Source organism: Haloarcula sp. K1, from assembly GCF_001647155.1.
In the GTDB taxonomy this organism is placed as follows: Archaea; Halobacteriota; Halobacteria; order Halobacteriales; family Haloarculaceae; genus Haloarcula; species Haloarcula hispanica.
Genome location: NZ_LRHL01000043.1, coordinates 912,122 through 933,433, shown reverse-complemented (window position 1 = coordinate 933,433; position 21,312 = coordinate 912,122). Strand labels below are relative to the sequence as shown.

Sequence of the window (21,312 nt, the reverse complement as noted above, 5' to 3'; positions counted from 1 at the left end):
GTCGAGGCAGTGACCGGCCAATCTGAAGAAGTAGAATCACCCAAAAGTCGGTTAATCAAACATTATTCCACTGCCGAGATGCAGGGTGCAAGCGTTGGGGGACAGTCACAATGAGTGTTGAGTCACCCTCGGTCGATACACAGGACCTTCTCGAAGAGGTTCGGACGACCAGTCTCCCCGACCGGGTTGCAGAACTGGCAGACGAGTACGAGCGGGTCTGTGGCGAGCGTGACCGATTCCTCTGGCAGTGGATCTACTCGCTGTTCCCCGAGTTCACGCTCTCCTCCGTCCACCCGGACCACGCAGACCACGTCCGGACGCAGAAGACGGTACTCACGATGTACGTCACGATTCTGGACGACATCGTCGAGAACGACGGGGACCGAGACACCTTCGAAGAGGCCCGACGACTCGTGCAGGATCCGTCGTCCGTTGACCCGAGCCGTGCGGCGGTAAGCGAGGAATATTTCTCCTTTATCGAGCGTGTGTGGCGAGAGTTCGAGGGGGGACTAGCTGACGCGCCCCGGGTCGACGAGTTCTACGACGTGTTCACCTACGATATGCGACAGACGCTGAACGCGATGGATTACAGCGCCGTCGTCAACGAGAACCCACGGATTGCGAACCTCAGCGGGGCCGAAACATACGGGGCACATAACATGGTAATGTTCCCCTACGCGGCCGTTGACCTCATGTATTCGCCGGAATTCGAACTCGCCGATTACGGCACGGTCCGGGACCTGATCTGGGACCTGCAAGAAATGGCCCGCATCGGCAACTGGCTCACGACCTGGGAACGAGAAGTCAGGGAGGGAGACTACACCGCGGGAATCGTCGTGCTGGCCCTTCAAGAAGGGTTCGTCACTCCCGAAGAACTGGAAAACCCTGACGGAAAGGCCGAACTCATCGACAAAATCAAAGCCGAACAGTTCGAGGCCCGGTTCCGGGACCGGTGGGCCGACATCTACCAGTCCGTGCGCGACCGCGAGTTCGATACGGACAGCGTCGACCTCAACGCGCTGGTGGAGGGCATGGAAACCGTGTTCCAGTACCACGAAGCCAGCCGCGGACACAAGTAACGTACCGGGATCGGCCCCGTGGTCCACGGGCACACTGGCGTCTAATTCTACGGAATATCAGTCGAAACGGGAGGTGCTGTGCCGTCAGTCGTCGGCGACGAGCGGGTCCTCGTCGTCGGTGACGAGGCGGTCCATCGCGTCGACCATCGCGCGCACGGACGCCCGTGTGATGTCAGAGTCGCTGGCGGAGACGACGACGTGGTCGTCGCCGCGCGACATCTCGATTTCGACCGTGACGAGCGCGTCCGTTCCGCCGGTGATGGCGTCGACGTGGTAGTCTTCGAGCGTCGCGTCGGCGGTGTGGGACAGTGCCACCTCGGCGGCGTTCATCGCGGCGTCGACCGGCCCGGAGCCGACCGCTGCCTCCTTGCGTTCCTCGCCGTCGACCGCGAGTCGGACGCTCGCCGTCGGCGTGTCGGAACCGGAAACGGCGGTCAGGCCGAGCAGTTCGACCCGGCGGTCGCGCGCGTCGCCGGTCACCTCGTCGGCGATGGTCAGCAGGTCGGCGTCGGTGACGCGCTTGCCGCGGTCGCCGATCTCCTTGACGCGGCTGACGATTTCCGAGAGCTGGTCATCGGTGACCTCGACATCGTGCTCGTCGAGGGCGGCCTCGACACCGGCTCGGCCCGCGTGTTTGCCGAGTGCGAGGCGGCGCTCGCGGCCCACTTTCTCCGGCGGGTACGGCTCGTACATCGAGTCGTCCTTGAGCGTGCCGTCGGTGTGGATACCGGACTCGTGGGTGAAGGCGTTCTCGCCGACGACCGCCTTGTTGGGAGCCAGCGGGATGCCGGTCCGGTTGGCGATGAGCTGGGCGAGGTCGTACACCTCGGTCAGGGCCATCGACTCGACGCCGTACCCGTGGTCAAGCGCGATAGCGACCTCTTCGAGGGCGACGTTGCCGGCGCGCTCGCCGATGCCGTTTATCGTCCCGTGGACGAGGTCTGCACCTGCCGCGATGGAGACCAGAGCGTTCGTCACTGCGAGCCCCAGGTCGTCGTGGGTGTGGGTACTGACTGGGCCCAGGTCGGAGAGCCGGGAGACGCATTCGAGTGCGCGGTCCGGCGTCGCGTGACCGACGGTGTCGGCCCAGCAGATGCGGTCCGCGCCGGCCTCGACGGCGGCTCCGAGCAGTTCTTCGAGGTAGTCCAGGTCGGCTCGCGAGCCGTCCTCGCCGATGACCTCGACCCAGAGCCCGTGGTCGGCGGCGTACTCCACCAGTTCGACAGTGTTGTCGACGTTCTCGGACTTGGACGTGCCGACCTTCTGCTCGACGTGCTTGTCGCTGGCCGGAACGACGAGATTGATGCCATCGACACCACAGTCGAGTGCGAGATCGATATCGTTCCGGATACCGCGACAGAAGCTAGTGACGGTACCGTCGAGGTCGAGCCCCGCGACGCGAGAGATCGTCTCGCGCTCGCCGGGGCCGGTACAGGCGCTCCCGGCTTCGATGACATCGATACGGGCCGCGTCGAGCGAGCGGGCGATATCGGCCTTGTCGTCCGGCGTCAGCGACACGCCGGGGGCTTGCTCACCGTCGCGAAGTGTCGTGTCGAGAAACTGTACCTCACCGACATCTGAGAGCGCACGCATCGCTGGGTGCCCCTCGAACAATGTGTTCTGACTCACAGAAGATGCTCCATCACGCGCCACGAATTTCGCGGCCAGCCGCCTCGCGGCGACTTCCTCTATCCTCCGTCGGGTATTCCGACATAGTGGTGTCTACTCTACTCTTCACGGTCTAAAAGGTGACGGAACTGATTACCACGACCCATGCTATTGAGACTCGTTATTCAAGACGGACCGTATCGCCCTCGGAAACGTCCGACGCCGCGCCACCGGGCAGTTCGATGACAGTATCCGCGTTCGCGTAGCCGACCGAGCGCCAGGGCTGTAGGGTTTCGACGGCCTGGACCTCCTCGTCGACGAGCCAGAGCACGTCGAGTGGGAACCGGACGAACAGCATATGGATGAACTGTCGGCTCGCGCGGTCGAAGGGGAAGACCAGCGCGTAGTCGTCGGGAATCGACGACCGGAACATCAGCCCCCGGCCCTGTTCGAGCATCGACTCGGCGTACTCCACCTCCGTCGCGAGGGAGCGAGCCGCGCCGTCGGGGTCGTGGACGAGACGCATACCACCGCGGAAGTCGTAGGCAGGCAAAAAGTCTTCTGTCGGAACGGAGGGTTTGAGGGGGCACGGCCACTCACTATGTCGCATGGAGAAGGCTCCCGGGGGAACGTCCGTCGGCGTCGACGACCCATACGACCACGTTCAGCGGTGTGACTTCGTCACCGGCGAGGGGAAGTGTCGCTGGGCGCGCGAACACGGCCACCACGACCCCGAGTTCGCCAACACCCGTAGTGCCGACGACTTTCGCTGTCCGGCAGCGATTGCACCCGATGACGCGGACGCAGACGCGGAGCCGGAATGGGACTGGGTCGACTGCCCGCATTTCCGCTCCCGGAACCACGACCGGGAGTGTGTTCGTTGCGGACTCGAAGAGCGGCGGATGGCCCACTCCGAGGACCGACCGCTGCTAGAGGAACACCACCTCTCGTACCGCGAAGGCGGCAACGAGCTATCACACGAAATAACGGTCTTTCTCTGCCGGTGGTGTCACGCGAAGATTCATCAGTCGTGGGCGCGGCTCGACGATGACGCGAATCCGGACCCTGAAGCCATTGCACAGCGGGAACAGCGCCGCTCTAAGGAGGAATCCGAACTGGGCTTTGAATCGGCTGCTGACCGCTACGACGACTCGTAGCGCCACCCAGTTATCAAACCCGATAATTGGTGGCAGACGGATAAGTAGGCACACAGTAACTGATTAGTATAGTGACCTCTCCGGCGCTCACGAAGCAGTCGCTGGGGACGGGATATGTCGTCGCAACGGGTTTCGTGATTTCCGGCGCGTTACTCGCCCACGGCATGGCTATCGTCCGGCCGTCCCCGATAGACGTGGTCATCCTCAGCGTGGGGTTGACACCGGCGCTAGCCCTGGTAGCCGCGAACTACTGGCTCCCGGTGAGTGGACTGTCCGGAGATCAGATATGGACTGCCGCGGAGTGGTGCGGACTGGGCATCGCGCTGTTTACGCTCATCAAAATCGTCGTGCTGCTCGCCCCAGTACCGCAGTCCTCGATGATCCCGTCGATACTCGCGAGCGGGGTCGCAGTCGGCGGGTTTGGCGGGGTTCTGTTCGGGTGGCTGCTGGAACTCCGGCGGTCCCGGCGCAGACTCACCCAGAGCAACGAGGTGTTGTTTCGAGTGCTCAGGCACGACCTCCGGAACGACCTCAACGTCGCACTCGGGCATCTCGGCGAACTGCAGCGGGAGACAGCAGAGCGTGGCGACTCCAAGTCGCGTGCGCACGTCGAGCAGTTGAACGGTACTATCGACGATATCATCGCCACTACGGAGAAGGCGAGGCAGATAGAGTTCGCGTTCGACGCGGACCGTCGCGCACAGCAACCGATCGACCTCGTGCCGTGTGTCAGAGAACAGGCGAAAAAGATCACGCAATCGCACCCGGAGACAACTGTTGAACTCGACCTCCCGGATCAGTCGAAGGTGTACGCCGACTGGATGCTCGACACTGTGCTTCGGAACGTCATCGAAAATGCGGTCGTTCACTGCGAAGATACCCCGACGCTGTATATCTCAGTCGAAGAACACGGCCGAACCGTGTTCGTTCACGTCGGGGATAACTGCCCGTCGATTCCACAGCACGAACGGGATGTCCTCAATAGCGGCGTAGAGACACAACTGTGCCATTCAAAAGGGATCGGGCTATGGCTGACGACGTGGATCGTCGAGAGTTACGGCGGGGCAGTACACCTCACGACCTCGGACGGCGGCAACACCGTGACGCTGGAACTGCGTGGCCCGACAGTTCTCGACGGGGTTCGCCAAACCCTTCGAGAGTGGCCCTGAAACCGGACGCGGGGGAACCGTCGACCGCATCAGGAGATATATACGCCTTCGTAGCCTTCGCGTCAGTAATGACCCGAATCGACGTTATCGACAATCACGGACAGTTCACACATCTGGAGCAGCGCGCGCTCCGGGACATGGGCGTCGACGTCTCACTCAGGGACAACACGACCCCGCCAGAGGAGATCGACGCCGACGGCATTGTTCTCTCCGGCGGCCCCGACATGGACGATATCGGGAACTGTCCCGAGTATCTCGATCTCGACGTGCCCGTGCTCGGCATCTGTCTGGGGATGCAACTCATCGCCGACGAACTCGGCGGTCGGGTCGGCGGCGGCGAGTACGGCGGCTACGCGGACGTGACGGTGGACATCCTCGATGATGACGACCCGCTGCTCGGCTCGCTGTATCCCGAAACGCGTGTGTGGGCCAGCCACGCTGACGAAGTGAAGGAAGTCCCGCCCGGATTCGAGCGGACCGCGACCTCCGATGTCTGTGGCGTCGAGGCGATGAGCAACACAGACGAAGCGATATACGGCGTCCAGTGGCATCCAGAGGTCGCTCACACCGAAGAGGGCGAGGAAGTGTTCGAGAACTTCCTGTCGGTCTGTGACCAGCAGTCTGTCGCTCGCCAGTAATCGCTGAAGCGTGATGTAACTGGTTTTATATTCACGCGTAGGATGTGATACATAAATGACGGCGACACAGGGGAATCTCGCTAGCCTTTCGCGGTTTATTTTCAGGGCTCCGACCTGGTATACGAGCCTGGCCTTTGCACTGGTCATCGCGGCGATGACTGGTATCGTTGCGTTCGATTCGCGGTTCATCCTCGACGACGCCTGGCAGGGCGTGTTTCTCATCGGCCTGCCGACCTCAATCGCCAGTGCCGTGACGCCGTGGGTCGACCGGCAGCTGGGCGGACAATTAACCCCGAACCGGGCCACGCTGCTTGCGGTCATCTGTGAGTTGATCACTATCGCGATGCTGACTGTCGCCGGCGTTATCGCCATCTTTACCGTCCGCCTCGGGCAGAACTTCGTCTTCGACGTGCTGTTAGTCGCGCTGGCGTCGATATTCGCCTTCCGGCTGCTGATACTGATGGCCGTCTCGCGGCACTCACTGCTGAAGGCGGCGATTCCGGCGAGCGTCCAGACGGTCACTGCCGCCGTGTTGCTGGCGATATACAGCGGGGCGACCGCGTTCATCCTCGAAGACCCGATGCTTCGGGAGTACCTCTCCCGCCCGGAGGAGGTCCCGCCGCAGGTACAGGGGTTTATCCCGCAGGACTTCATTATTCTCGCGGTTATCTGTGTCATCTACGCGCTAGCAGTCTGGCTGTTCCTGGTCGTCATCGACCAACCATGGCGCTCCTCGCTCGGCGTTTCCGCGCTGGATTTCCTCCGGGGCTTCATCGGGCACATCGCCGAAGGCACGCGCGAACTGGAGGAGTTTTTCGAGGACATCGGCGAAGAAGCCGTCGTCCCGGTCACCTTGCTGTCGGTCCGTCGGCCGGGCGGCGAGGAGAAAGCCCGGTTCGTCCTGCCGATGATTCACCCCGGCCCGATGGGTGAAATCGGCGGCGGTAACCTCCCCAGACGCGTCGCCGAATCGGCCGACGGCCTGGCCTTCCCGCCACACGCGACCGCCGGCCACGACTTCAACCTCGTCACGGAGCGGGAGGTCGACACGATCCTGTCGACCGCAGAGACGGCGTACCAGAACCTCGAATACGACGACCAGGCGACGGCGGGCCTCCGTGTCACAGAGGGCGAGGCCACGCTGACGGGGCAGGCCTTCGGCTCCGATGCGCTCGTCGTGAACACGTACGCGCCGGGCTGTGCCGACGACGTGGAGTACGCCGTGGGTCTCTCAGCGATGTCGGAAGCGCGGGCCGACGGGCTCGACGACGTACTCCTGGTCGACGCACACAACTGCAACGACGGGCTCGAGGGCGACGACCTCGGCCACGTCGTTCCCGGCAGTCAGCGGTCATTCGACATGCTCCACGGGGCCGGTCAGCTTGGAAACTTGCTCACAGATGCCGAAACCGGCCAACTCCGCTGTGGAGTCGCCTGGGACAGGACCCCCTGGGAGCCCGAGGAGGGCATCGGCCCGCTCGGAATCCGGGTCTGTGTCTTCGAAGTCAACGGCCAGCGGACGGCGTACGTGCTCATCGACGGCAACAACATGGAGCCGGGCCTCCGTCAGCGCATCATCGACGCCGCCGACGGCGTGGATATGATGGAGGTGATGACCAGCGACACCCACATCGTCAACACCGTCGAGGCCGAGAATCAGGTCGGACAGGTCATCCCCGAGAAGGAAATCGTTGCGCTCATCGGGGACCTCGTCGACAGAGCCGTCGCCGACCTCGAACCCGTCGAGGCCGGGATGGCGAGCGAACAGGCGACCGTGACGGTGTTCGGCAACGACCGGACCGAGACGCTGGCCTCGACTGCCAACGCGATGGTCTCGATGGGTGGCGCACTGGCCGGGGCGTTCATTCTCGTCGTAATGACGATCAGCGTGTTGATTTTCCTGCTGACCTGACGGCGGTCGGCCGGATACGATCCGATTCCTGCAGCACTACCGACTCGCTACGCTCGCCGACTCTGGTACAGAGAACGCCGAGGAGGAGATTTGAACCACGCCCAGACGGTCCGGGCGTGCGGCGCGGTGCGCCGTTCCGGGCTGCGACTGGTCTACTCCAACTCTCCACGCATCACGGTCCTGCAGCACTGCCGACTCGCTGCGCTCGTCGGAATGGCTGCAGAGAACGCCGAGGAGGAGATTTGAACTCCTGAGTCCGTGAGGACAGTTGCTCTCGAAGCAACCGCCTTGGCCAGGCTAGGCTACCTCGGCTCACCCATCAGTACCGCCGGTTGCTCTTTAGGGGTTTCGATTTCAGACTCGACACCCCTTTACCGGACCCGTAACATGACAGGCTATGGACGCTACCGAGGCAAGCGAGGTGTCGAGTCAGATCCTCGACGAGATCGGGAGTGCCGTCATCGCCGACCGCGGTTTCTTCGAGACAGTGCTGCTGGGGGTCGTCGCGAAGGGCCACGTCCTGCTCGAGGACGTTCCCGGCACGGGAAAGACACTGACCGCCCGCAGCGTCGCGACCGCGCTGGGGCTGTCGTTCTCCCGCATCCAGTTCACGCCGGACCTCCTGCCGGCCGACATCACGGGAACGCACATCTTCAACGAGGAGTCCCGGAGTTTCGAATTCACCGAAGGACCGGTGTTCGCCAACGTTCTGTTGGCCGACGAGATCAACCGCGCGCCGCCCAAGACCCAGTCCGCCCTGCTCGAAGCGATGGAAGAGGGACAGGTCACCGTCGACGGGGACACCTACGACCTTCCCGAACCGTTCTTCGTCATCGCCACGCAGAACCCAGTCGACATGGAGGGGACTTTCGAACTCCCCGAAGCGCAGGTCGACCGGTTCCTGGCAAAGACATCACTCGGCTATCCTGACGACGAAGGCGAGGTCGAACTCCTCCGGCGGCGTGCCGGCCGGACGACACAGAGTCCGACCGTGGAGCCGATACTTGACGCGGAGTCGGTCACGGAACTCCGGAGCGTTCCGGAGACGGTTACCGTCGACGACGACCTGCTGCAGTACATGGCTGCCCTCGCCCGGGCGACCAGAGACGATTACCGCGTGGACGTCGGGGTCTCACCGCGCGGGACCCAGCGGCTGTTCGAGGCAGCGCGGGCGATGGCGACCATCGCGGGCCGGGAGTACGTGGCACCGGACGACATCAAACGGGTCGCACAGCCAGTGCTGGCACACAGACTGGTGTTGACGCCTGACGCCCGCGTCGAGCAAGTCGACAAGGGGACCGTTATCCAGAGCGTGCTCGACGAGGTCCCCGTCCCGACCGTCTAACCCCACGTCCAGCGGGCGTCAAGCGCGTACCGGTACACACCCGTGATGACGATAGCCCCGCCATTGCCGACCAGCGGCACGACGCCGCCCCAAGTGACAAACGCGTAGAGGAGGCCCAACTGGAGCGGGATCGCCGTCCCACGAACGAGGTTCGTCTTCCCTAACCCGACTACGTACTCTCGCAGATCCGAGTGCTGTGACCGGTGGAACGTCCAGGCGTTGTTGAGGACGTACTGAAGCAGAATCGTACACTCGATTGCGATAGCGGCCGCGAGAATGTAATTCAGGCCACCGACATCGTTGAACAACCATAGCAGCGCTTGCTGAATTGACGCAGCAAACACACCGACGAGGAAGAACCGGACGAGTTGCTGTCGTCGGGCCGGTGTGACGACAGCGGACGCCATACAGCCTTACTGATAACCGAGCGCCTTTAACCGTGCTGTTATCTCGTCGGATGCCTCGGTGTTTTCCGCCCCCGTCCCGTCGCTATCGAGTTCTGCGAGGTGTTCGGCAACTGCATCCGAGAGCCGGTCGAGAACGGTCACAGGCGGATCGGCGTCCGCCGAGTCCGAACACAGATCGACCTGCTCTTCGGGATCGCTCGTCCGGTCGTACAGTTCCTGACGCCCCGATTCCGTGAATTCGATGTACGTGTAGCGCTCGTCGCGTGCGCTGAGGAGGAGCTCCCCGTCCGCACGGCTCCGCGGGATCGGCTGGCTGGTCACGCTCTCGCCCCGGACCGCTGCAGAGACGATGGGGCCGCGGTCCTCGATGTCCGCGCCGTGGATCGCCGGGGCGACGGACGCTCCGTCCCACTCCGTCGCCGGCGTGAGCGACAGCAGATCGCACACCGTCGGCGCGATCGTGTCGAGGCCGACCGGCGTCTCGACCGACTGGCCCTCGCTGTCCGGTGTCGAGACGATGTAGGGAACGTCGATGAGCTCCCGATAGAGCTTGGGGTAGTGAGCGAGATGGCCGTGTTCGAGGAACTCCTCACCGTGGTCGCCGGCGACGACGACGGCCGTATCATCGCGATGGCCCTCTGTTTCGAGGGTGTCGAGTAGCCGACCGACGCTGGCATCGACCTGCCGAACCGTCGCCTCGTACAGCGTCCGGAGCGTCTCCAGCGTCCGGTCGTCGACTTCCCAGCCCAGCCCGGTTCGGAGGTGGGAGGTGAGCATTCGGAGGACACCGAAGTGGTTGTCCGACACCTCGCGGATGTGCCGCGGGGCCGGCACGTACGGTGTGTGCGTGTCCATGTAGTGGACCCACAGGAAGAACGGTCCGTCGGTCGTCGCCAGAAACTCGGTGGCGCGGTCTTCGAGGTCGCCCATCCGGGACACGTCGGCGAAGGGCCGTTCGTCAGACCCGCCGCTGAGGACGGTCGCAGCACGACGGAACGGTGAAGTGCCGAGTTGGACCCACGCCTGGATGGTCGGGTGGGCCGCCAAGTACTTGCTGTAGCCGCCGCTGTCGACGAACGGCTCGAACTCGTCGAACCCGCGGTCGTATCCCCAGTGATCGGTGAGAAAACCGTTTGCGGCGTTGAACCCTGCCGTCTCGATACCGGCATCGGACACCTGCTCGGCCAGCGTCGGCGTCGACGCCAGACCGATGTCGTCGCTCTCAGCGAACACCGGCCGCGAGCCGTGGATGGATGGGAACGAGAACGGCGTCCAGTTCCCCTGTGCGACGGCGTTTTCGAAGACAACGCCCGACTCAGCGAGCGAGTCCAGGACTGGGGAGACGCTGTCAGCGCCACCCAGTGCGTCCGCTCGCAGCGAATCAACCGTGACCAGCACCACGTTGTTCGTTGCCGGGGCCGTCATTGTCGGCCCACACTCCTCCGTGATCGTAATGGTATCGACGTATCGCGTCCGCGATCCGGGGTTTGCACCCGGTACGTGCCACCGTATTTTCTCATACCCCCTATACCAGACACTGAATACTGAACGTTCCGGATAAATTCAGGGGGCTATAATAGAACCATACTCTGATAAGGTAGAATTAAACCCGTTCTCCGATAATGTGCTGTCCAGAACATATTCGATGACAAACTCCATTCAGCTTCGGTCCTACGACGACCGGGACGCCGACGCTGTCTGGTGTCTCCACGAGTGGGCGATGCGAGCGACCGGCAACGACCCCAGCGATATCCCCGGAACGTCGGACCTGCAAAACATCGAGACGCGGTATTTCGACACTGGCGGCGCGTTTCTCGTCGGCGTCGTTCCCGATGCCGACGATGACCTCCCACAGACGTTCGACGGCGGCCTAACCGCGATGGGCGGGTTCCTCCCGAACGAGGTCGGCCACGCGGACGAGCGAACCGTGCCCGGCGCGGCCGAACTCCACCGAATGCGGGTCGCCCCGTCCCGGCAGCGGCGCGGCTACGGTCGCAGCCTCCTCCACAAGCTCGAACAACAAGTGGCCGAGCGGGGGTACGAGGTCCTGCTTGCGACGACGTCACAGAGCCAGCCCGCCGCGGTCGCGTTCTACCGCGACGAAGGATACCAGGAGGTAGACCAGTCAACACAGGGCGAGTACGAACTCGTCCACTTCGAGAAACGGCTCTGACCCAACAATCGGACGCGGCGTTCAGTCACCGCTGTAGGCGTCGTCGGTGTCCTCGCCGAAGGAGGTGTTGAGCCCACTCGGGCTCTCCCGGTCCTGCTCACGCATACTCTGTCGCGTGAACTGCGGCTTGGCGCGGACGGCCTTTTTCGAGCGGAACGACCACCACAGCGCCAGAGAGAGCCCGACGGTTCCAGCGATGCCGACACCAGTGGCCGGCAGCGACGCCTGCGTGTAGAGGAACGCTGTCGAGAACAGCGTGCTCGCGAGCAACATCCCGAGGATGAGCCGCTTGGTCATCGTCGCGAGCAGGCCATCGGAGTCCTCAATGTCGGCCTGCACGCGGAAGTCCTCCCGCTCGACCCTGTCGAGAGCGGACTCCAGTTTCGGCGGGATTCGGACGGCTGACCGAGCGGCGTCGGATACTTCGGTCGCCCGGTCCTCGACGAAGTTCCGCACGCCCTCGGCGAGGTACCCCTCTTCGCGGAGATAGTCGGTGGCGACGCCGATGAAGTCGAAGTCCTCGTCGAGGGTGACACAGACGCCTTCAACGACCGTGGCGACACGCAACACGAGCGCCAGATTCGCCGGCAGGCGAAGCGGGAACTCGTAGATGGTGTCCTCGACCTGCTGAATGATCTGCTGGACGCGGTACTGCTCGATGTCCTCGCCACGGGCGTCGGCGATGGCCAGTTCCATCACGTCGCCCATCACCTGCCGGTCGGCCTCCGGCGAGAGCGTCCCCATCTCGATGAGCGCATCGAGGATGGCGTCGATGTCCTGGTCGGCGACGGCGGCGTAGAAGTCGATGATCTTGTCCTGGACGAACGGGTCGACCCGGCCGGACATCCCGAAGTCGTAGAAGACGAGCGTCCCGTCGTCCTGTACGGCGAGGTTTCCGGGATGCGGGTCCGCGTGGAACACGCCGTCGTCGATGATCATCTGGAGGTACGCCCGCTGGAGCGTCTCGGCCAGTTCCGTTCGATTGATTCCGCCCGCGTCAAGGCTATCGATGTCGTTGATCTTCGTACCGGGGACGTACTCCATCGTCAGGACGCGCCGCGTGGAGTGTGACTCCTTGACCTTGGGGATACAGATGCGGTCGTTGTCCCTGAAGTTCTCCCGGATTTCGGTGAGCATACGGCCCTCGCGCTGGTAGTCCATCTCCTCGCGGATGGTCTTCGAGAACTCGTCGGCCAGCGTCTCCAGCGAGAACGACCGGGAGTCGTCGATGAAATACATCAACAGCGGGAGCGACCAGCGGACGACCCGCAGGTCGGCCTCGACGAGCGTCTCGATACCGGGCCGGCGGATCTTGACGGCGACCTTCTCGCCGTCGACCTCCGCCAGATACACCTGGCCGAGCGACGCGCCGCTTATCGCCTCTGTCTCGAACTCGTCGAAGCGGTCGTCGACGGAGCCCAGTTCGTCCTCGATGACGACCCGTGCCTCGTCCCAGTCCGCCGGTGGCACGCGGTCCTGCAACTTCGAGAACTCCTCGATGTACTCCGGCGGCAGGACGTCCGGCCGGGTCGAGAGTATCTGTCCGAGTTTGATGAACGTCGGGCCGAGCGTCAGCAGCGAGTCGAGCAGTTGCTGTGCACGTTTGCGACGCTGTTCAGGCGTGACACGGCGCGACGAGCCGACCACGAAGAACCGCTTTCGGTCTCGTGCGTACGCGACCAACAGGGGCAGGAAGTGGCGAGCGACGACGAGGAACCGCCAGTACGCGCGAAGGTTCACCGGCTTGCCACCTCTGGGTCAGTCCCCGTCGATCGGGATTGTAGTGCTCGGTGCGGCTGTCGCCTTCGGCAGGCGGAGCTCGAGGACGCCGTTTTCCACGGTCCCCTCCCCGCCCTGCCCGGTCGTGTCCGGCGGGAGCGGGAGCTCGGCGTCGAGGAACACGGAGCGGTCCTCGCGGACGAACGTGAACTCCCCGGGCACGTCTTTGGTCCGTTGCCCGTCGATACGAAGGCGGCCCCCTTCAACGGTCACGTCGATTGTGTCCGCGGTCACACCCGGCAGGTCGAGCACGAGCAGGTATTCGTCCTCGGATTCGAGCACGTCCGCGAACACGGCGTCGGGAAGATCCCGAAGCGCTTCACGCAGGGCTGGCATACGCCTGTCTAAGTGGTACGCAGTGGTAAACCCGACGGTCTCTGCTACTCTACAGGGGTACGGAGAGGAGGACGGCAGCACCGATGAGGACAGCCGCTAGTCCGAACACAGTTTCAGCGATAGCGCCGCGAACAATCCGTCGGGCCGTGCCACGCTCGCTGGTGTCGGAGATGACGAACACCGGCGTCCCATCGCCATCCCCGACGACGGCGTCGACCAGATTACTTCCCCACTCCGATGCGGGGCCGCGCATCGCCTGACCGTAGACGTACACGTCCTCGCCAACGTCCAGCCGGCGCTCGGTAAAGCGCTGCTTGTTCCCCAGGCTGATCTCAGTCACGAGCAGGTTCACGGACCCGTCCTGTGCCTCGACGCCCTCCGTCCGCTCGACGTAGTCGGCCAGGCGCTCGGGGAGTTCAGTCCCGGGGGATACCGTCACGGACTGGGACTCGAACCGTACGTCCGCGCCGTCGGGATTCACGCGGACGCGAGCGTTCCCATCGTCGACGATGAAGTCGACGCCGGCCTGCCCCTCGTCTAGCGTCTCCCAGCTGGAGTGTTTCCCCGACGACCGATACTCCTCGACCTCGTAGGTGTAGGCCAGACACTCGCTGCCGGTGAAGGGGGCTGTGACCGTGCCGGCGTCTTCGTCGGCGACGGCTGTGCCGGTGATTTCGACGGGACCGGAGTGCCCGTCGAGCGAGCGCACCGGGACTGGATCGTTCCGGAGGATGTGAAACACCGTTCGGAGTTCCCGGCCACCGCGGAGGAGGACGAAGCCGCCGATGACCAGGAACACGATGGCGACCAGTTGCGGGAGGACCATACGGCCACTCCGCGTCGGACCGAACAAAAGCGTTCCCAGTCCATGTAGGCGAGTGACTGATGGGACGTGGCCACTCGGGGCGTTTTTGCCACAGTACCCACTAGCAAGGGTATGGCTGGCTCCCCGCCGTCGGAGGCCGAGTCGCTCGCGCTGGAGACTGCCCGCAGACAGCTCGGTAGCTTCGCTGTCCCCGTCGACCGGACAGACAGGATTCCGCTCTCCGTCGCTGTCGGACGAGTGCTGGCGACAGATGCGACGGCGAACGAACCCGTGGAAGCGGCGGATATCTCGGTCGACGACACCGTCTTCCAGCAGGGGCATCAGGTACGGCCCGGCGATGTGGGACTGTTGCGGGCAAGCGGCGTCTCCGAACTGCTCGTCCGCCAGCGACCACAGGTCGGAATCGTACCGACGGGCGACGAACTCCGAGCGGCTGCCAGCGCGGCCCGCGAGGTCGAGACAGCGGGGTTCACGCTGGCGCAGTACGCCGACCGGTGGGGCGGGAAAGTGACCTACCGGGACCCCGTCGCCGACGACGCACCGGCGCTCCGGATGGCCGTCCAGCGCGACCTCACCCGTGATGCGCTCGTCATCACCGGAACCGAGCCGGGGGACACGCTTCGAGAGGTCGTTGCGGACCTCGGCGAAGTGTTCACCGACTACGTCGATATCGACCCCGGCCAGCGGACGGGAGTCGCCGTCGTCGAGGACCGCCCGGTCCTGCTGTTGCCGGAGTCGCCGAGTGCAGCCCGCGTCGGCGCGGTACAACTCCTTCGTCCGCTACTGAAGGCGTTTGCCGATGCACCGCTGTCGGATCACCCCCACCAATCAGCCTCACTGAGCGACGGGGTAGACAGCCCTGCATCCGTCCGTTCGTTCGTGCCGGTCACCGTGACCGACGGGACAGCGGCGCCACTGCCGGGCGCTGACCTTGCCACGGCGACCCGAGCCGACGGCTGGGTATCCGTGCCTGCAGACGAAACTGGTATCGATGCCGGGACGACCGTCAGGGTGGAAAACTGGGACTACCTCCCCTGAGACGACGCCAGATCGAGCAGCGAGGCGACGCGCCTGTCGCCGCGCACGCACCGACCCATCTCCGCCGGGGACCGCCGACCGACGTGGACCCCGTCGAGGCCCGCGTTCCACGCTGCACCGATGTCTGACGGGTTGTCGCCGGCGAGCACGCCGCTGTGGCCGTTGTACCAGACACCCAGCTCCCGCATCGCCAGTTCGACCGGTTTCGGGTCGGGCTTCCAGCCGATATCGTCGTCACAGCAGACGACCGTTTCGAACCAGTCGGCGATGTCGAGATGGGCAAGCACCGGTTCGGTGAGGTACTGCTGGCAGTGTGTGACCAGTCCGACCGGTGTGTCGAGGGTGGCGAGGAACGCCTCGGCGTCGTCGTAGAGATACGTCGCCTCGGCCCGGGAAATGGGATCTTCCTCCTCGTGGAACAGCCGCCAGAACTCCTGCTGGTCGACATCGCGCTCTGCGAGTGTCTGTGACCGTGTCCCACCGAACCCGTACCAGAGCGCATCCCGCTCCCGGTCCGTGAACTCGACGCCGAGGCGGTCGCCGACGGCACCCATCACTTTCCGGGGGTAGGCTGGCTCGATATCGACGAGCGTCCCGTCGAGGTCGAACAGCCAGAAATCATAGTCGGTGGTCATGAGGGGTGATTTTATTGGGGATTTTCTAATAAAGTCTTTCGGGCCCTACTACCAGTTTTGATGCGTATAACACCGCTGTAAACACTGACTACGCAGCGACGTTTCTTTTCACGCCACACGGATCGAACTGCCGAGGTACTTGTTGAGCACTTCGCTGACCGAATCAGCGTTGAACAGGGCCAGGTCGTCGGCGATTTCGGCTTGTAGCGCGTCGAGGTACGCCTCCTCGGTCCGGAGTTCACGGAACGACGCCGAGACGACCGGACACCCGAGTTCGTCCTCGACAAGCCGACGGAAGTGCGGTTCGTCGGCCAGTTCGCCCCGCCAGAGCGTGTCCCGGAAGAACAGCCAGCCGCCGGTCCCCGGGGTGTCGGCCGCTCGATACAGCGTCGTCTCGAACCGGTCGGGGTCAGTCCACAGCCCATCCGCGTCCGGCTCCAGCCGGATTTCGACCCGAAAGACGTACCGTGCGGTCGCCCCCTCGGGGTCGGTCGGCCGGAGCGACGCGAGTCCATCGGCGGTGTCCACGGTCACACCGTCAGTCGTGGATGCCGTTCAGCCGCTCGGCGAGATCGATGTCGTTCTCGGTGATGCCACCGGCGTCGTGGGTCGTGAGTCGGACTTCGACCTCGCCCCAGCGGATGGTCATCTCCGGGTGATGCCACGCGTCCTCGGCGAGGCCAGCGGCGGCGCTCAGAAAGCCCGACGCGTCCAGATAGCCGTCGAACTCGAAGACGCGAACGATTTCGTCGCCGTCGCGGGTCCACTCCTCGGGTAGCCGGTCGCTAATCTCTGCATCAGAGAGCAGGTCTGCCATATCGGATACGTCGGACGGCGTGGGCAAAAAGGTGGGCGTGGTCAGTCGTCAGAGAGTCGGTCGAGCATCGCGTTCGGGATCTCGTCGCGCATGCCGTCGGGGATGTCGTCGACCGACATGCCCTGGGTGAACTCGGGCGGGGTGGCCTGGTCCGGGCCGCCGAAGTCCGGGTCGAACAACTGGAGCGCCGTATGAATCGTCGACCAGTCGTCCTCCTCCGCGGCGTCGCGCAGGCTCTTGGTCGGCGCGGCGAGGATCTGCGAGACGATGGCGTCGGCCATCGCTTCGACGACTTCCGCCTGGTCATCGTCGAAGTCAGCCGCCGAGAGCGCGCTGTTTATCTCGGCCGCCTTGACCTGTTCGGCGCTCTCGTACATCGTCGAGATGACCCTGTCGGCGCGTTTGCGCTTGTACTGCGTGAGCAGGCGGTCGAACTCCTCGTCGACGATACGTTCGACCGCTTCAGCGGCTCGCTGTCGCTTGTTCCGTGTTTCGGCAGTCACCGACTCAAGCGCGTCGAGGTCGTACACCGTCACTGACGGGAGTCGGTCCGCGCCGGCCGGGACATCGCGCGGCTGGGCAATATCGACAATAGACACGTCACCGGCGTCGCTGAAGGTCCCGATGTCGAATACCTGGTCGCCACTCCCCGTTGCCGAAATGACGGCACTGGCCTCGGAGACGGCCGCTTCGATGCCGTCAAGTGCAACGGCGCTGGCGTCGATGTCGACTGATTCGGCGACGTGCTCGGCGTGGGGCACCGTTCGGTTAGCCACGAGCAGCCGGTCTGCCTCTTCACTCAGTGCCTTTGCAGCGAGTTGGCCCATCTCGCCCGCACCGACGACGAGCGCTGTCTCGCCCGCCAGCGAGCACTCCTGTTCGAGCAGGCGAACCGCGGCGGAAGCAATCGAGACGACACCTTCGTTGATTTTCGTCTCCGTGCGGGCGCGCTCGCCGACGTGAATTGCTTTCGTGACACCGTCTTCCAGCATCGGTCCGATGCCGCCGACGCCGCGGGCGGTCTCGTAGGCGGTCCGGAGCTGGCCGAGAATCTGGTCCTCGCCCAGCACAATCGATTCGAGTCCGGCGGCCACCCGGAGCAAGTGGCGGAGACTCTCCTCGTGACCCATCTCGACGACGACATCGTCGGGCACGGCGCGGGTAAACAGTTCGAGTGCGTCGAGCCCGTCCTCGTGATCAGAGACGACGACGTACCCCTCGGTACGGTTACACGTCTGCAGCGCAATCGCTTCTTCCACTGCGGGATTCGCGAGCAGGGATTCGACGGCGTGGCGCTCGCTGTCCGCCGCAGCGGTCTCTAATTGGTCGACGCTTGCGCGTTCATGGGAGATACAGACCCCAACGATTGCACCAGTGTCCCCTCTCACGTTTGATCACCAGGTAACTCTCCGATCACGTCTCTAGCTACTTGCTCTCCCTTGTACCTGCCACTATCTAAAGCCTTCCAAACTTCCCGTGACCTGACAACGAACCTGACGGCGTCACGCCGTTCGGCCGGCGGGACGCCCCGGTCGCGAAGGTCCTCACGGAGGTCACCAACGAGTTCCGCCATCAGACCGGCGTTTCCGAACTCGTCTTCGAAACGCTCGCGGAGGTGTTTCGACAGCGCCGGCGCGCGCCCGCCGGTCGCAATCGCCAGCGTCACCGGGTCGTCCCGCACTGTCGCCGGGACGACGACATTGCCGAACGACTGGTCACCGTGGTCGTCGGCACGGTTGACGAGCGCGCCGTGCTCCTCGGCAACCGCGGTGAAGGCGTCGTTCAGGGCCGAGTCGTCCGTCGCGGCGACGACCAGTGCCGGGTCGGTCCGCTCGACCCATTCTTCGGCATCCTCGGGGTCCGGGGCGGCCCGGACCTTTTCGGCGTCCGCGAACGCCCGGTCGGCGAACTCGGGACTGAGGACGACGACGCTCGCCTCCGTGGCGAACGTTCGGGCCTTGCGCGCACCGACCGGACCGCCGCCGACGACGAGCACTGTCTCGCCCTCGAAGTCGTGCATGAGCGGAATCATCGGTGCTCCCCTCCTGATCTGGCGCTGCTACACCAAGCGGACACGGTCACGCCGTCTCTGTGTTCTGCCGCGCTCGTTCGTCCAGCCTGATTCCCGTCTTCTTCAGGATGCGCGTCGAGAACAGCGTGTCCCAGTCGTCCTCGGACACGTCCCAGTGGTCGGCCATCCGGTCGCGGACCTGCTGGATGCGCTCCTGGCTCTCCGCTTCGCTTCGCCCGTGGGTCATCGCGAAGAAGTTGTACGGCCAGACGCCGTCGTGGCGCGGCCGCTCGTAGCAGTGGGTCACGAAGTCGAACTCGGCGATGGCCGGCCCCACCTCGTCGATGACCTCGTCGGGCACGTCCCAGACGGTCATCCCGTTCTCGCTGTAGCCCAGCGCGTAGTGGTTCGGGATGACGCCGACGCGGCGGACCTTCCCTTCCATGTTGAACCGCTGTATCGTCTCCAGCACCCAGTCGACGTCGGCGTCGATTTCGTCGGCCACGTCGGCGTAGGGCGTGGCGGTAATCGGCAGGCCGTCCTGGATTTCCAGCACGAGGTCCAGTTCGTCGGCGGTCAGGGACTGGCTGTCGGTCGGCGTCACGTCCGGCCCCAGGTCCGAACAGTCGATATCTTGCGTCTGTGGCCCCTCGACGGGGAACTTCGCGCCGACGTGGAACTCCTGCTGTTTCGGGAGGTTGTACGTCTCCTCGCCGGTTTCGGCCTCGATTTCTGCCAGGACCTCCTCAACCCGGCCTTCCTCTGCCACCGAGAGGACGAACCACATGTTCAGATGCGGATGTTCGCGTTCGTAGTTGTGCGCGACCTCCGGGTACGCGTTTATCATCTCGGCGTGTTCGTCGTAGCTGTCCTCGGGGGCGTGAGTTGCGACAAGGGTGGCGGTACCGCCGATAGCTTCGGCGTTGATGAGTGCCCCGAACCGCGTGAGAACGCCCGCGTCGTCGAGGTCCTGTACACGCGCTAACAGCTCGTCCGCGTCGATGTCGACGCCGTGGTCGGCGAGGGCCGCCGCGGCCGGTTCGAACGGCCGTTCGACGACCGGGAAGCCGCCCTGGAAGGCGTTCAACACCGCCCGGTCTACCGTCCCGAGGTCTTCGCTCATGCCGAAAGCTGGGGGGCCTGCGAATAAAAACAGTCCGGGACAGCCGGTACCATGTCCGGGTCGCCGGAGCGTTTTACCCCCTTGCGCCCCTAACCCGCGCGTGGCAATCTCGACAGCCGAGCTGGCGGTCCGGCTGCTGGTCTACCTGTTTGTCCTGATAGGGGTACCGCTGTGGTTCGTGCTGATGTTCCGGCTCATGGACTACGCCGCACACGATACGCTGGTCGAGCAGTTCAGTGGTCGACGTAACGGTCGCGACACCGGCCAGCTCAACGCCTACTTCGAACAGGCCGCCGTCGAGGCCACGACCTGTCGTATCTGTGGCGCAGCGAACGGCCCGGACTACACCTACTGTCACAACTGCCAGGAACGGCTGGCGGCCGGCGACTGATACTGTTGGACGTAACTTCGTACAGCTATTCGCCACCCTGGGAGTGGCGACATTCTTGAAAGGCTTCCGTCCGACAGTACGACGCGGTTACTCGCCTTCGACACCGGTTACCGCGTAGCCGGCGTCCTCGATAGCTTCGAGAATGCCGTCGTGGTCGGCGCTGGCCTCGTAGTAGAACACCAGATCGAAGGAGCCGTTGCGCAGGAGCTGCTGGCACTCCCAGACGAACTCCTCGCCGTCCAGCGTGAGGCCCTGGTGCTGGTTCGACGCGAACTCGGGGTCGTCGCTGCCGGAGTAAACGTACGTATCCTTCGGGTCCAGGCCCGCGCCTTCGGCGATGAGTTCGCCGACCTCGATGGTGGCCTGCATCATCTCGATCTCGTCGCTGCCGTCGTACTCCGTGTGGACGACAGCGCCGTTGAGCTGAATCTCGCCGGGCTCAAGCAGTTGTTTAGTCCGGCGGTAAAGGTCGTCGTCAAGTGCGTCGGCCTCGCTCATACCATGCGGTCGGTGTTGCTGTCCCTAAGACACTTCGGATTCCAAACGCTGGTCGGCTCTACCCGAAGATATTCGGTTCGAGGGGCGGCACAGCGACAGCGGTGGGAACCCACGCGCTGCCGAGTCGCACCGCTCGGTCAGTCGTGAACCCGTTGAAAAGCGAGCCGGTCTCGCTTACAGTCGCGTGAGGTTCTTCGCTCGCGGGCCTTTGTCTGCCTGTTCGATGTCGAATTCGACTTCTTGCCCTTCTTCTAAGTCCGGGCCGCCGACGTCTTCCATGTGGAAGAACACGTCTTCGTCGGCATCGTCGGTTTCGATGAAACCGTAGCCACCCGTATCGTTGAAGAAGTCGACAGTGCCTGTCGCCATG

The 21,312-nt window shown here is 64.1% G+C and carries 24 protein-coding genes and 1 tRNA gene; 9 read left to right on the top strand and 16 right to left on the bottom strand.

From position 1 onward, the window contains the following. Window positions 1-110: 110 nt before the first annotated feature. A complete protein-coding gene (locus AV929_RS18205) occupies window positions 111-1,079 on the top strand; it encodes a hypothetical protein (protein ID WP_050036872.1) in 969 nt (322 codons plus the stop codon). Between the two features lie 84 nt (window positions 1,080-1,163). On the opposite strand, the gene AV929_RS18200 is transcribed toward AV929_RS18205, so the two are convergent. Then, a complete protein-coding gene (locus tag AV929_RS18200) occupies window positions 1,164-2,672 on the bottom strand; it encodes a (R)-citramalate synthase (protein ID WP_014040938.1) in 1,509 nt (502 codons plus the stop codon). Window positions 2,673-2,868: 196 nt separating this feature from the next. Then, window positions 2,869-3,213, bottom strand: a complete 345-nt coding sequence (locus AV929_RS18195; RefSeq protein WP_014040939.1) for a DUF192 domain-containing protein — start codon at window positions 3,211-3,213, stop codon at window positions 2,869-2,871. Between the two features lie 82 nt (window positions 3,214-3,295). Between AV929_RS18195 and AV929_RS18190 the strand changes: the two genes are divergently transcribed. The 4 genes from AV929_RS18190 (at window position 3,296) to AV929_RS18175 (ending at window position 7,563) form a co-directional block, all read left to right on the top strand. Then, the gene (locus AV929_RS18190) at window positions 3,296-3,844 is read left to right on the top strand and encodes a hypothetical protein (RefSeq protein WP_050036874.1); all 549 of its coding nucleotides are present in this window, start codon (window positions 3,296-3,298) and stop codon (window positions 3,842-3,844) included. A gap of 71 nt (window positions 3,845-3,915) precedes the next feature. Next, a complete protein-coding gene (locus tag AV929_RS18185; RefSeq protein ID WP_050036875.1) occupies window positions 3,916-5,013 on the top strand; it encodes an ATP-binding protein in 1,098 nt (365 codons plus the stop codon). Window positions 5,014-5,081: 68 nt separating this feature from the next. Continuing rightward, a complete protein-coding gene (locus tag AV929_RS18180; RefSeq protein ID WP_004957654.1) occupies window positions 5,082-5,651 on the top strand; it encodes a GMP synthase subunit A in 570 nt (189 codons plus the stop codon). A gap of 55 nt (window positions 5,652-5,706) precedes the next feature. Continuing rightward, entirely contained in the window at window positions 5,707-7,563 is a 1,857-nt protein-coding gene (locus AV929_RS18175; protein WP_050036876.1) for a DUF2070 family protein, read from the top strand. A gap of 227 nt (window positions 7,564-7,790) precedes the next feature. Here AV929_RS18175 and AV929_RS18170 read toward each other — a convergent pair. After that, window positions 7,791-7,875: transfer RNA gene (locus AV929_RS18170), tRNA-Ser, on the bottom strand. 85 nt (window positions 7,876-7,960) lie between these two features. Between AV929_RS18170 and AV929_RS18165 the strand changes: the two genes are divergently transcribed. Continuing rightward, window positions 7,961-8,908: a MoxR family ATPase gene (locus AV929_RS18165; RefSeq protein ID WP_008312676.1), complete on the top strand. Its 948-nt coding sequence runs from the start codon at window positions 7,961-7,963 to the stop codon at window positions 8,906-8,908. On the opposite strand, the gene AV929_RS18160 is transcribed toward AV929_RS18165, so the two are convergent. After that, entirely contained in the window at window positions 8,905-9,315 is a 411-nt protein-coding gene (locus tag AV929_RS18160; RefSeq protein WP_014040942.1) for a GtrA family protein, read from the bottom strand. The two genes, AV929_RS18165 and AV929_RS18160, sit on opposite strands and share 4 nt — an antisense overlap. 6 nt (window positions 9,316-9,321) lie before the next feature. Further along, window positions 9,322-10,740 carry a sulfatase-like hydrolase/transferase gene (locus tag AV929_RS18155; RefSeq protein WP_050036877.1) on the bottom strand — a complete coding sequence of 473 codons (1,419 nt, stop codon included), beginning with the start codon at window positions 10,738-10,740 and terminating at the stop codon, window positions 9,322-9,324. Between the two features lie 220 nt (window positions 10,741-10,960). Between AV929_RS18155 and AV929_RS18150 the strand changes: the two genes are divergently transcribed. After that, window positions 10,961-11,488, top strand: coding sequence for a GNAT family N-acetyltransferase (locus tag AV929_RS18150; RefSeq protein ID WP_064288915.1), 528 nt, complete (start codon window positions 10,961-10,963; stop codon window positions 11,486-11,488). A gap of 21 nt (window positions 11,489-11,509) precedes the next feature. On the opposite strand, the gene AV929_RS18145 is transcribed toward AV929_RS18150, so the two are convergent. From AV929_RS18145 to AV929_RS18135, 3 genes are read right to left on the bottom strand one after another with little or no spacing between them, the layout of a single operon-like run. Continuing rightward, a complete protein-coding gene (locus tag AV929_RS18145; protein ID WP_064288914.1) occupies window positions 11,510-13,228 on the bottom strand; it encodes an AarF/ABC1/UbiB kinase family protein in 1,719 nt (572 codons plus the stop codon). 18 nt (window positions 13,229-13,246) lie between these two features. Beyond that, a complete protein-coding gene (locus AV929_RS18140; protein WP_014040946.1) occupies window positions 13,247-13,603 on the bottom strand; it encodes an Hsp20/alpha crystallin family protein in 357 nt (118 codons plus the stop codon). A gap of 49 nt (window positions 13,604-13,652) precedes the next feature. After that, window positions 13,653-14,429 (bottom strand): GIDE domain-containing protein, encoded by a 777-nt coding sequence (locus tag AV929_RS18135; protein ID WP_064288913.1) that lies wholly within the window; start codon window positions 14,427-14,429, stop codon window positions 13,653-13,655. A 111-nt stretch (window positions 14,430-14,540) separates the two neighbouring features. Between AV929_RS18135 and AV929_RS18130 the strand changes: the two genes are divergently transcribed. Further along, window positions 14,541-15,467 (top strand): molybdopterin-binding protein, encoded by a 927-nt coding sequence (locus AV929_RS18130; RefSeq protein WP_064288912.1) that lies wholly within the window; start codon window positions 14,541-14,543, stop codon window positions 15,465-15,467. On the opposite strand, the gene AV929_RS18125 is transcribed toward AV929_RS18130, so the two are convergent. The 6 genes from AV929_RS18125 to AV929_RS18100 form a co-directional block, all read right to left on the bottom strand. Continuing rightward, on the bottom strand, window positions 15,455-16,102 hold the full coding sequence (locus AV929_RS18125; protein ID WP_064288911.1) for an HAD family hydrolase: 648 nt from the start codon (window positions 16,100-16,102) through the stop codon (window positions 15,455-15,457). The genes AV929_RS18130 and AV929_RS18125 overlap by 13 nt on opposite strands. A 108-nt stretch (window positions 16,103-16,210) precedes the next feature. Then, complete coding sequence (gene lwrS, locus AV929_RS18120; RefSeq protein ID WP_014040950.1) at window positions 16,211-16,630, bottom strand: LWR-salt protein; 420 nt, start codon at window positions 16,628-16,630, stop codon at window positions 16,211-16,213. 10 nt (window positions 16,631-16,640) lie between these two features. Beyond that, complete coding sequence (locus AV929_RS18115) at window positions 16,641-16,919, bottom strand: 4a-hydroxytetrahydrobiopterin dehydratase (protein WP_008312658.1); 279 nt, start codon at window positions 16,917-16,919, stop codon at window positions 16,641-16,643. A gap of 41 nt (window positions 16,920-16,960) precedes the next feature. Continuing rightward, a complete protein-coding gene (gene hemA / locus AV929_RS18110; protein ID WP_064288910.1) occupies window positions 16,961-18,307 on the bottom strand; it encodes a glutamyl-tRNA reductase in 1,347 nt (448 codons plus the stop codon). Beyond that, window positions 18,304-18,951: a bifunctional precorrin-2 dehydrogenase/sirohydrochlorin ferrochelatase gene (locus AV929_RS18105; protein WP_050036883.1), complete on the bottom strand. Its 648-nt coding sequence runs from the start codon at window positions 18,949-18,951 to the stop codon at window positions 18,304-18,306. The genes hemA and AV929_RS18105 overlap by 4 nt, the downstream gene beginning before the upstream one ends. 46 nt (window positions 18,952-18,997) lie before the next feature. After that, window positions 18,998-20,053 (bottom strand): Lrp/AsnC family transcriptional regulator, encoded by a 1,056-nt coding sequence (locus AV929_RS18100; RefSeq protein ID WP_014040953.1) that lies wholly within the window; start codon window positions 20,051-20,053, stop codon window positions 18,998-19,000. 100 nt (window positions 20,054-20,153) lie between these two features. Between AV929_RS18100 and AV929_RS18095 the strand changes: the two genes are divergently transcribed. Next, window positions 20,154-20,444, top strand: a complete 291-nt coding sequence (locus AV929_RS18095) for a hypothetical protein (RefSeq protein ID WP_014040954.1) — start codon at window positions 20,154-20,156, stop codon at window positions 20,442-20,444. 87 nt (window positions 20,445-20,531) lie between these two features. Here the strand turns inward: AV929_RS18095 and AV929_RS18090 are convergent, their stop codons facing one another. Both AV929_RS18090 and AV929_RS18085 read right to left on the bottom strand, forming a co-directional pair. Then, window positions 20,532-20,942, bottom strand: a complete 411-nt coding sequence (locus AV929_RS18090) for a DUF5778 family protein (protein ID WP_004591450.1) — start codon at window positions 20,940-20,942, stop codon at window positions 20,532-20,534. Window positions 20,943-21,116: 174 nt separating this feature from the next. After that, on the bottom strand, window positions 21,117-21,311 hold the full coding sequence (locus tag AV929_RS18085; protein WP_004591449.1) for a cold-shock protein: 195 nt from the start codon (window positions 21,309-21,311) through the stop codon (window positions 21,117-21,119). Between the last annotated feature and the right edge of the window lies 1 nt (window position 21,312).

Excerpts from the sequence above, each read along its gene's own strand:
- AV929_RS18205 (WP_050036872.1), top strand. The coding sequence starts at position 111 with ATGAGTGTTGAGTCACCCTCGGTCGATACACAGGACCTTCTCGAAGAG.
- AV929_RS18200 (WP_014040938.1), bottom strand. The coding sequence starts at position 2,672 with ATGCGTGCGCTCTCAGATGTCGGTGAGGTACAGTTTCTCGACACGACA.
- AV929_RS18195 (WP_014040939.1), bottom strand. The coding sequence starts at position 3,213 with ATGCGTCTCGTCCACGACCCCGACGGCGCGGCTCGCTCCCTCGCGACG.
- AV929_RS18190 (WP_050036874.1), top strand. The coding sequence starts at position 3,296 with ATGGAGAAGGCTCCCGGGGGAACGTCCGTCGGCGTCGACGACCCATAC.
- AV929_RS18180 (WP_004957654.1), top strand. The coding sequence starts at position 5,082 with ATGACCCGAATCGACGTTATCGACAATCACGGACAGTTCACACATCTG.
- AV929_RS18175 (WP_050036876.1), top strand. The coding sequence starts at position 5,707 with ATGACGGCGACACAGGGGAATCTCGCTAGCCTTTCGCGGTTTATTTTC.
- AV929_RS18165 (WP_008312676.1), top strand. The coding sequence starts at position 7,961 with ATGGACGCTACCGAGGCAAGCGAGGTGTCGAGTCAGATCCTCGACGAG.
- AV929_RS18160 (WP_014040942.1), bottom strand. The coding sequence starts at position 9,315 with ATGGCGTCCGCTGTCGTCACACCGGCCCGACGACAGCAACTCGTCCGG.
- AV929_RS18155 (WP_050036877.1), bottom strand. The coding sequence starts at position 10,740 with ATGACGGCCCCGGCAACGAACAACGTGGTGCTGGTCACGGTTGATTCG.
- AV929_RS18150 (WP_064288915.1), top strand. The coding sequence starts at position 10,961 with ATGACAAACTCCATTCAGCTTCGGTCCTACGACGACCGGGACGCCGAC.
- AV929_RS18140 (WP_014040946.1), bottom strand. The coding sequence starts at position 13,603 with ATGCCAGCCCTGCGTGAAGCGCTTCGGGATCTTCCCGACGCCGTGTTC.
- AV929_RS18135 (WP_064288913.1), bottom strand. The coding sequence starts at position 14,429 with ATGGTCCTCCCGCAACTGGTCGCCATCGTGTTCCTGGTCATCGGCGGC.
- AV929_RS18130 (WP_064288912.1), top strand. The coding sequence starts at position 14,541 with ATGGCTGGCTCCCCGCCGTCGGAGGCCGAGTCGCTCGCGCTGGAGACT.
- AV929_RS18125 (WP_064288911.1), bottom strand. The coding sequence starts at position 16,102 with ATGACCACCGACTATGATTTCTGGCTGTTCGACCTCGACGGGACGCTC.
- AV929_RS18115 (WP_008312658.1), bottom strand. The coding sequence starts at position 16,919 with ATGGCAGACCTGCTCTCTGATGCAGAGATTAGCGACCGGCTACCCGAG.
- AV929_RS18105 (WP_050036883.1), bottom strand. The coding sequence starts at position 18,951 with ATGATTCCGCTCATGCACGACTTCGAGGGCGAGACAGTGCTCGTCGTC.
- AV929_RS18100 (WP_014040953.1), bottom strand. The coding sequence starts at position 20,053 with ATGAGCGAAGACCTCGGGACGGTAGACCGGGCGGTGTTGAACGCCTTC.
- AV929_RS18090 (WP_004591450.1), bottom strand. The coding sequence starts at position 20,942 with ATGAGCGAGGCCGACGCACTTGACGACGACCTTTACCGCCGGACTAAA.
- AV929_RS18085 (WP_004591449.1), bottom strand. The coding sequence starts at position 21,311 with ATGGCGACAGGCACTGTCGACTTCTTCAACGATACGGGTGGCTACGGT.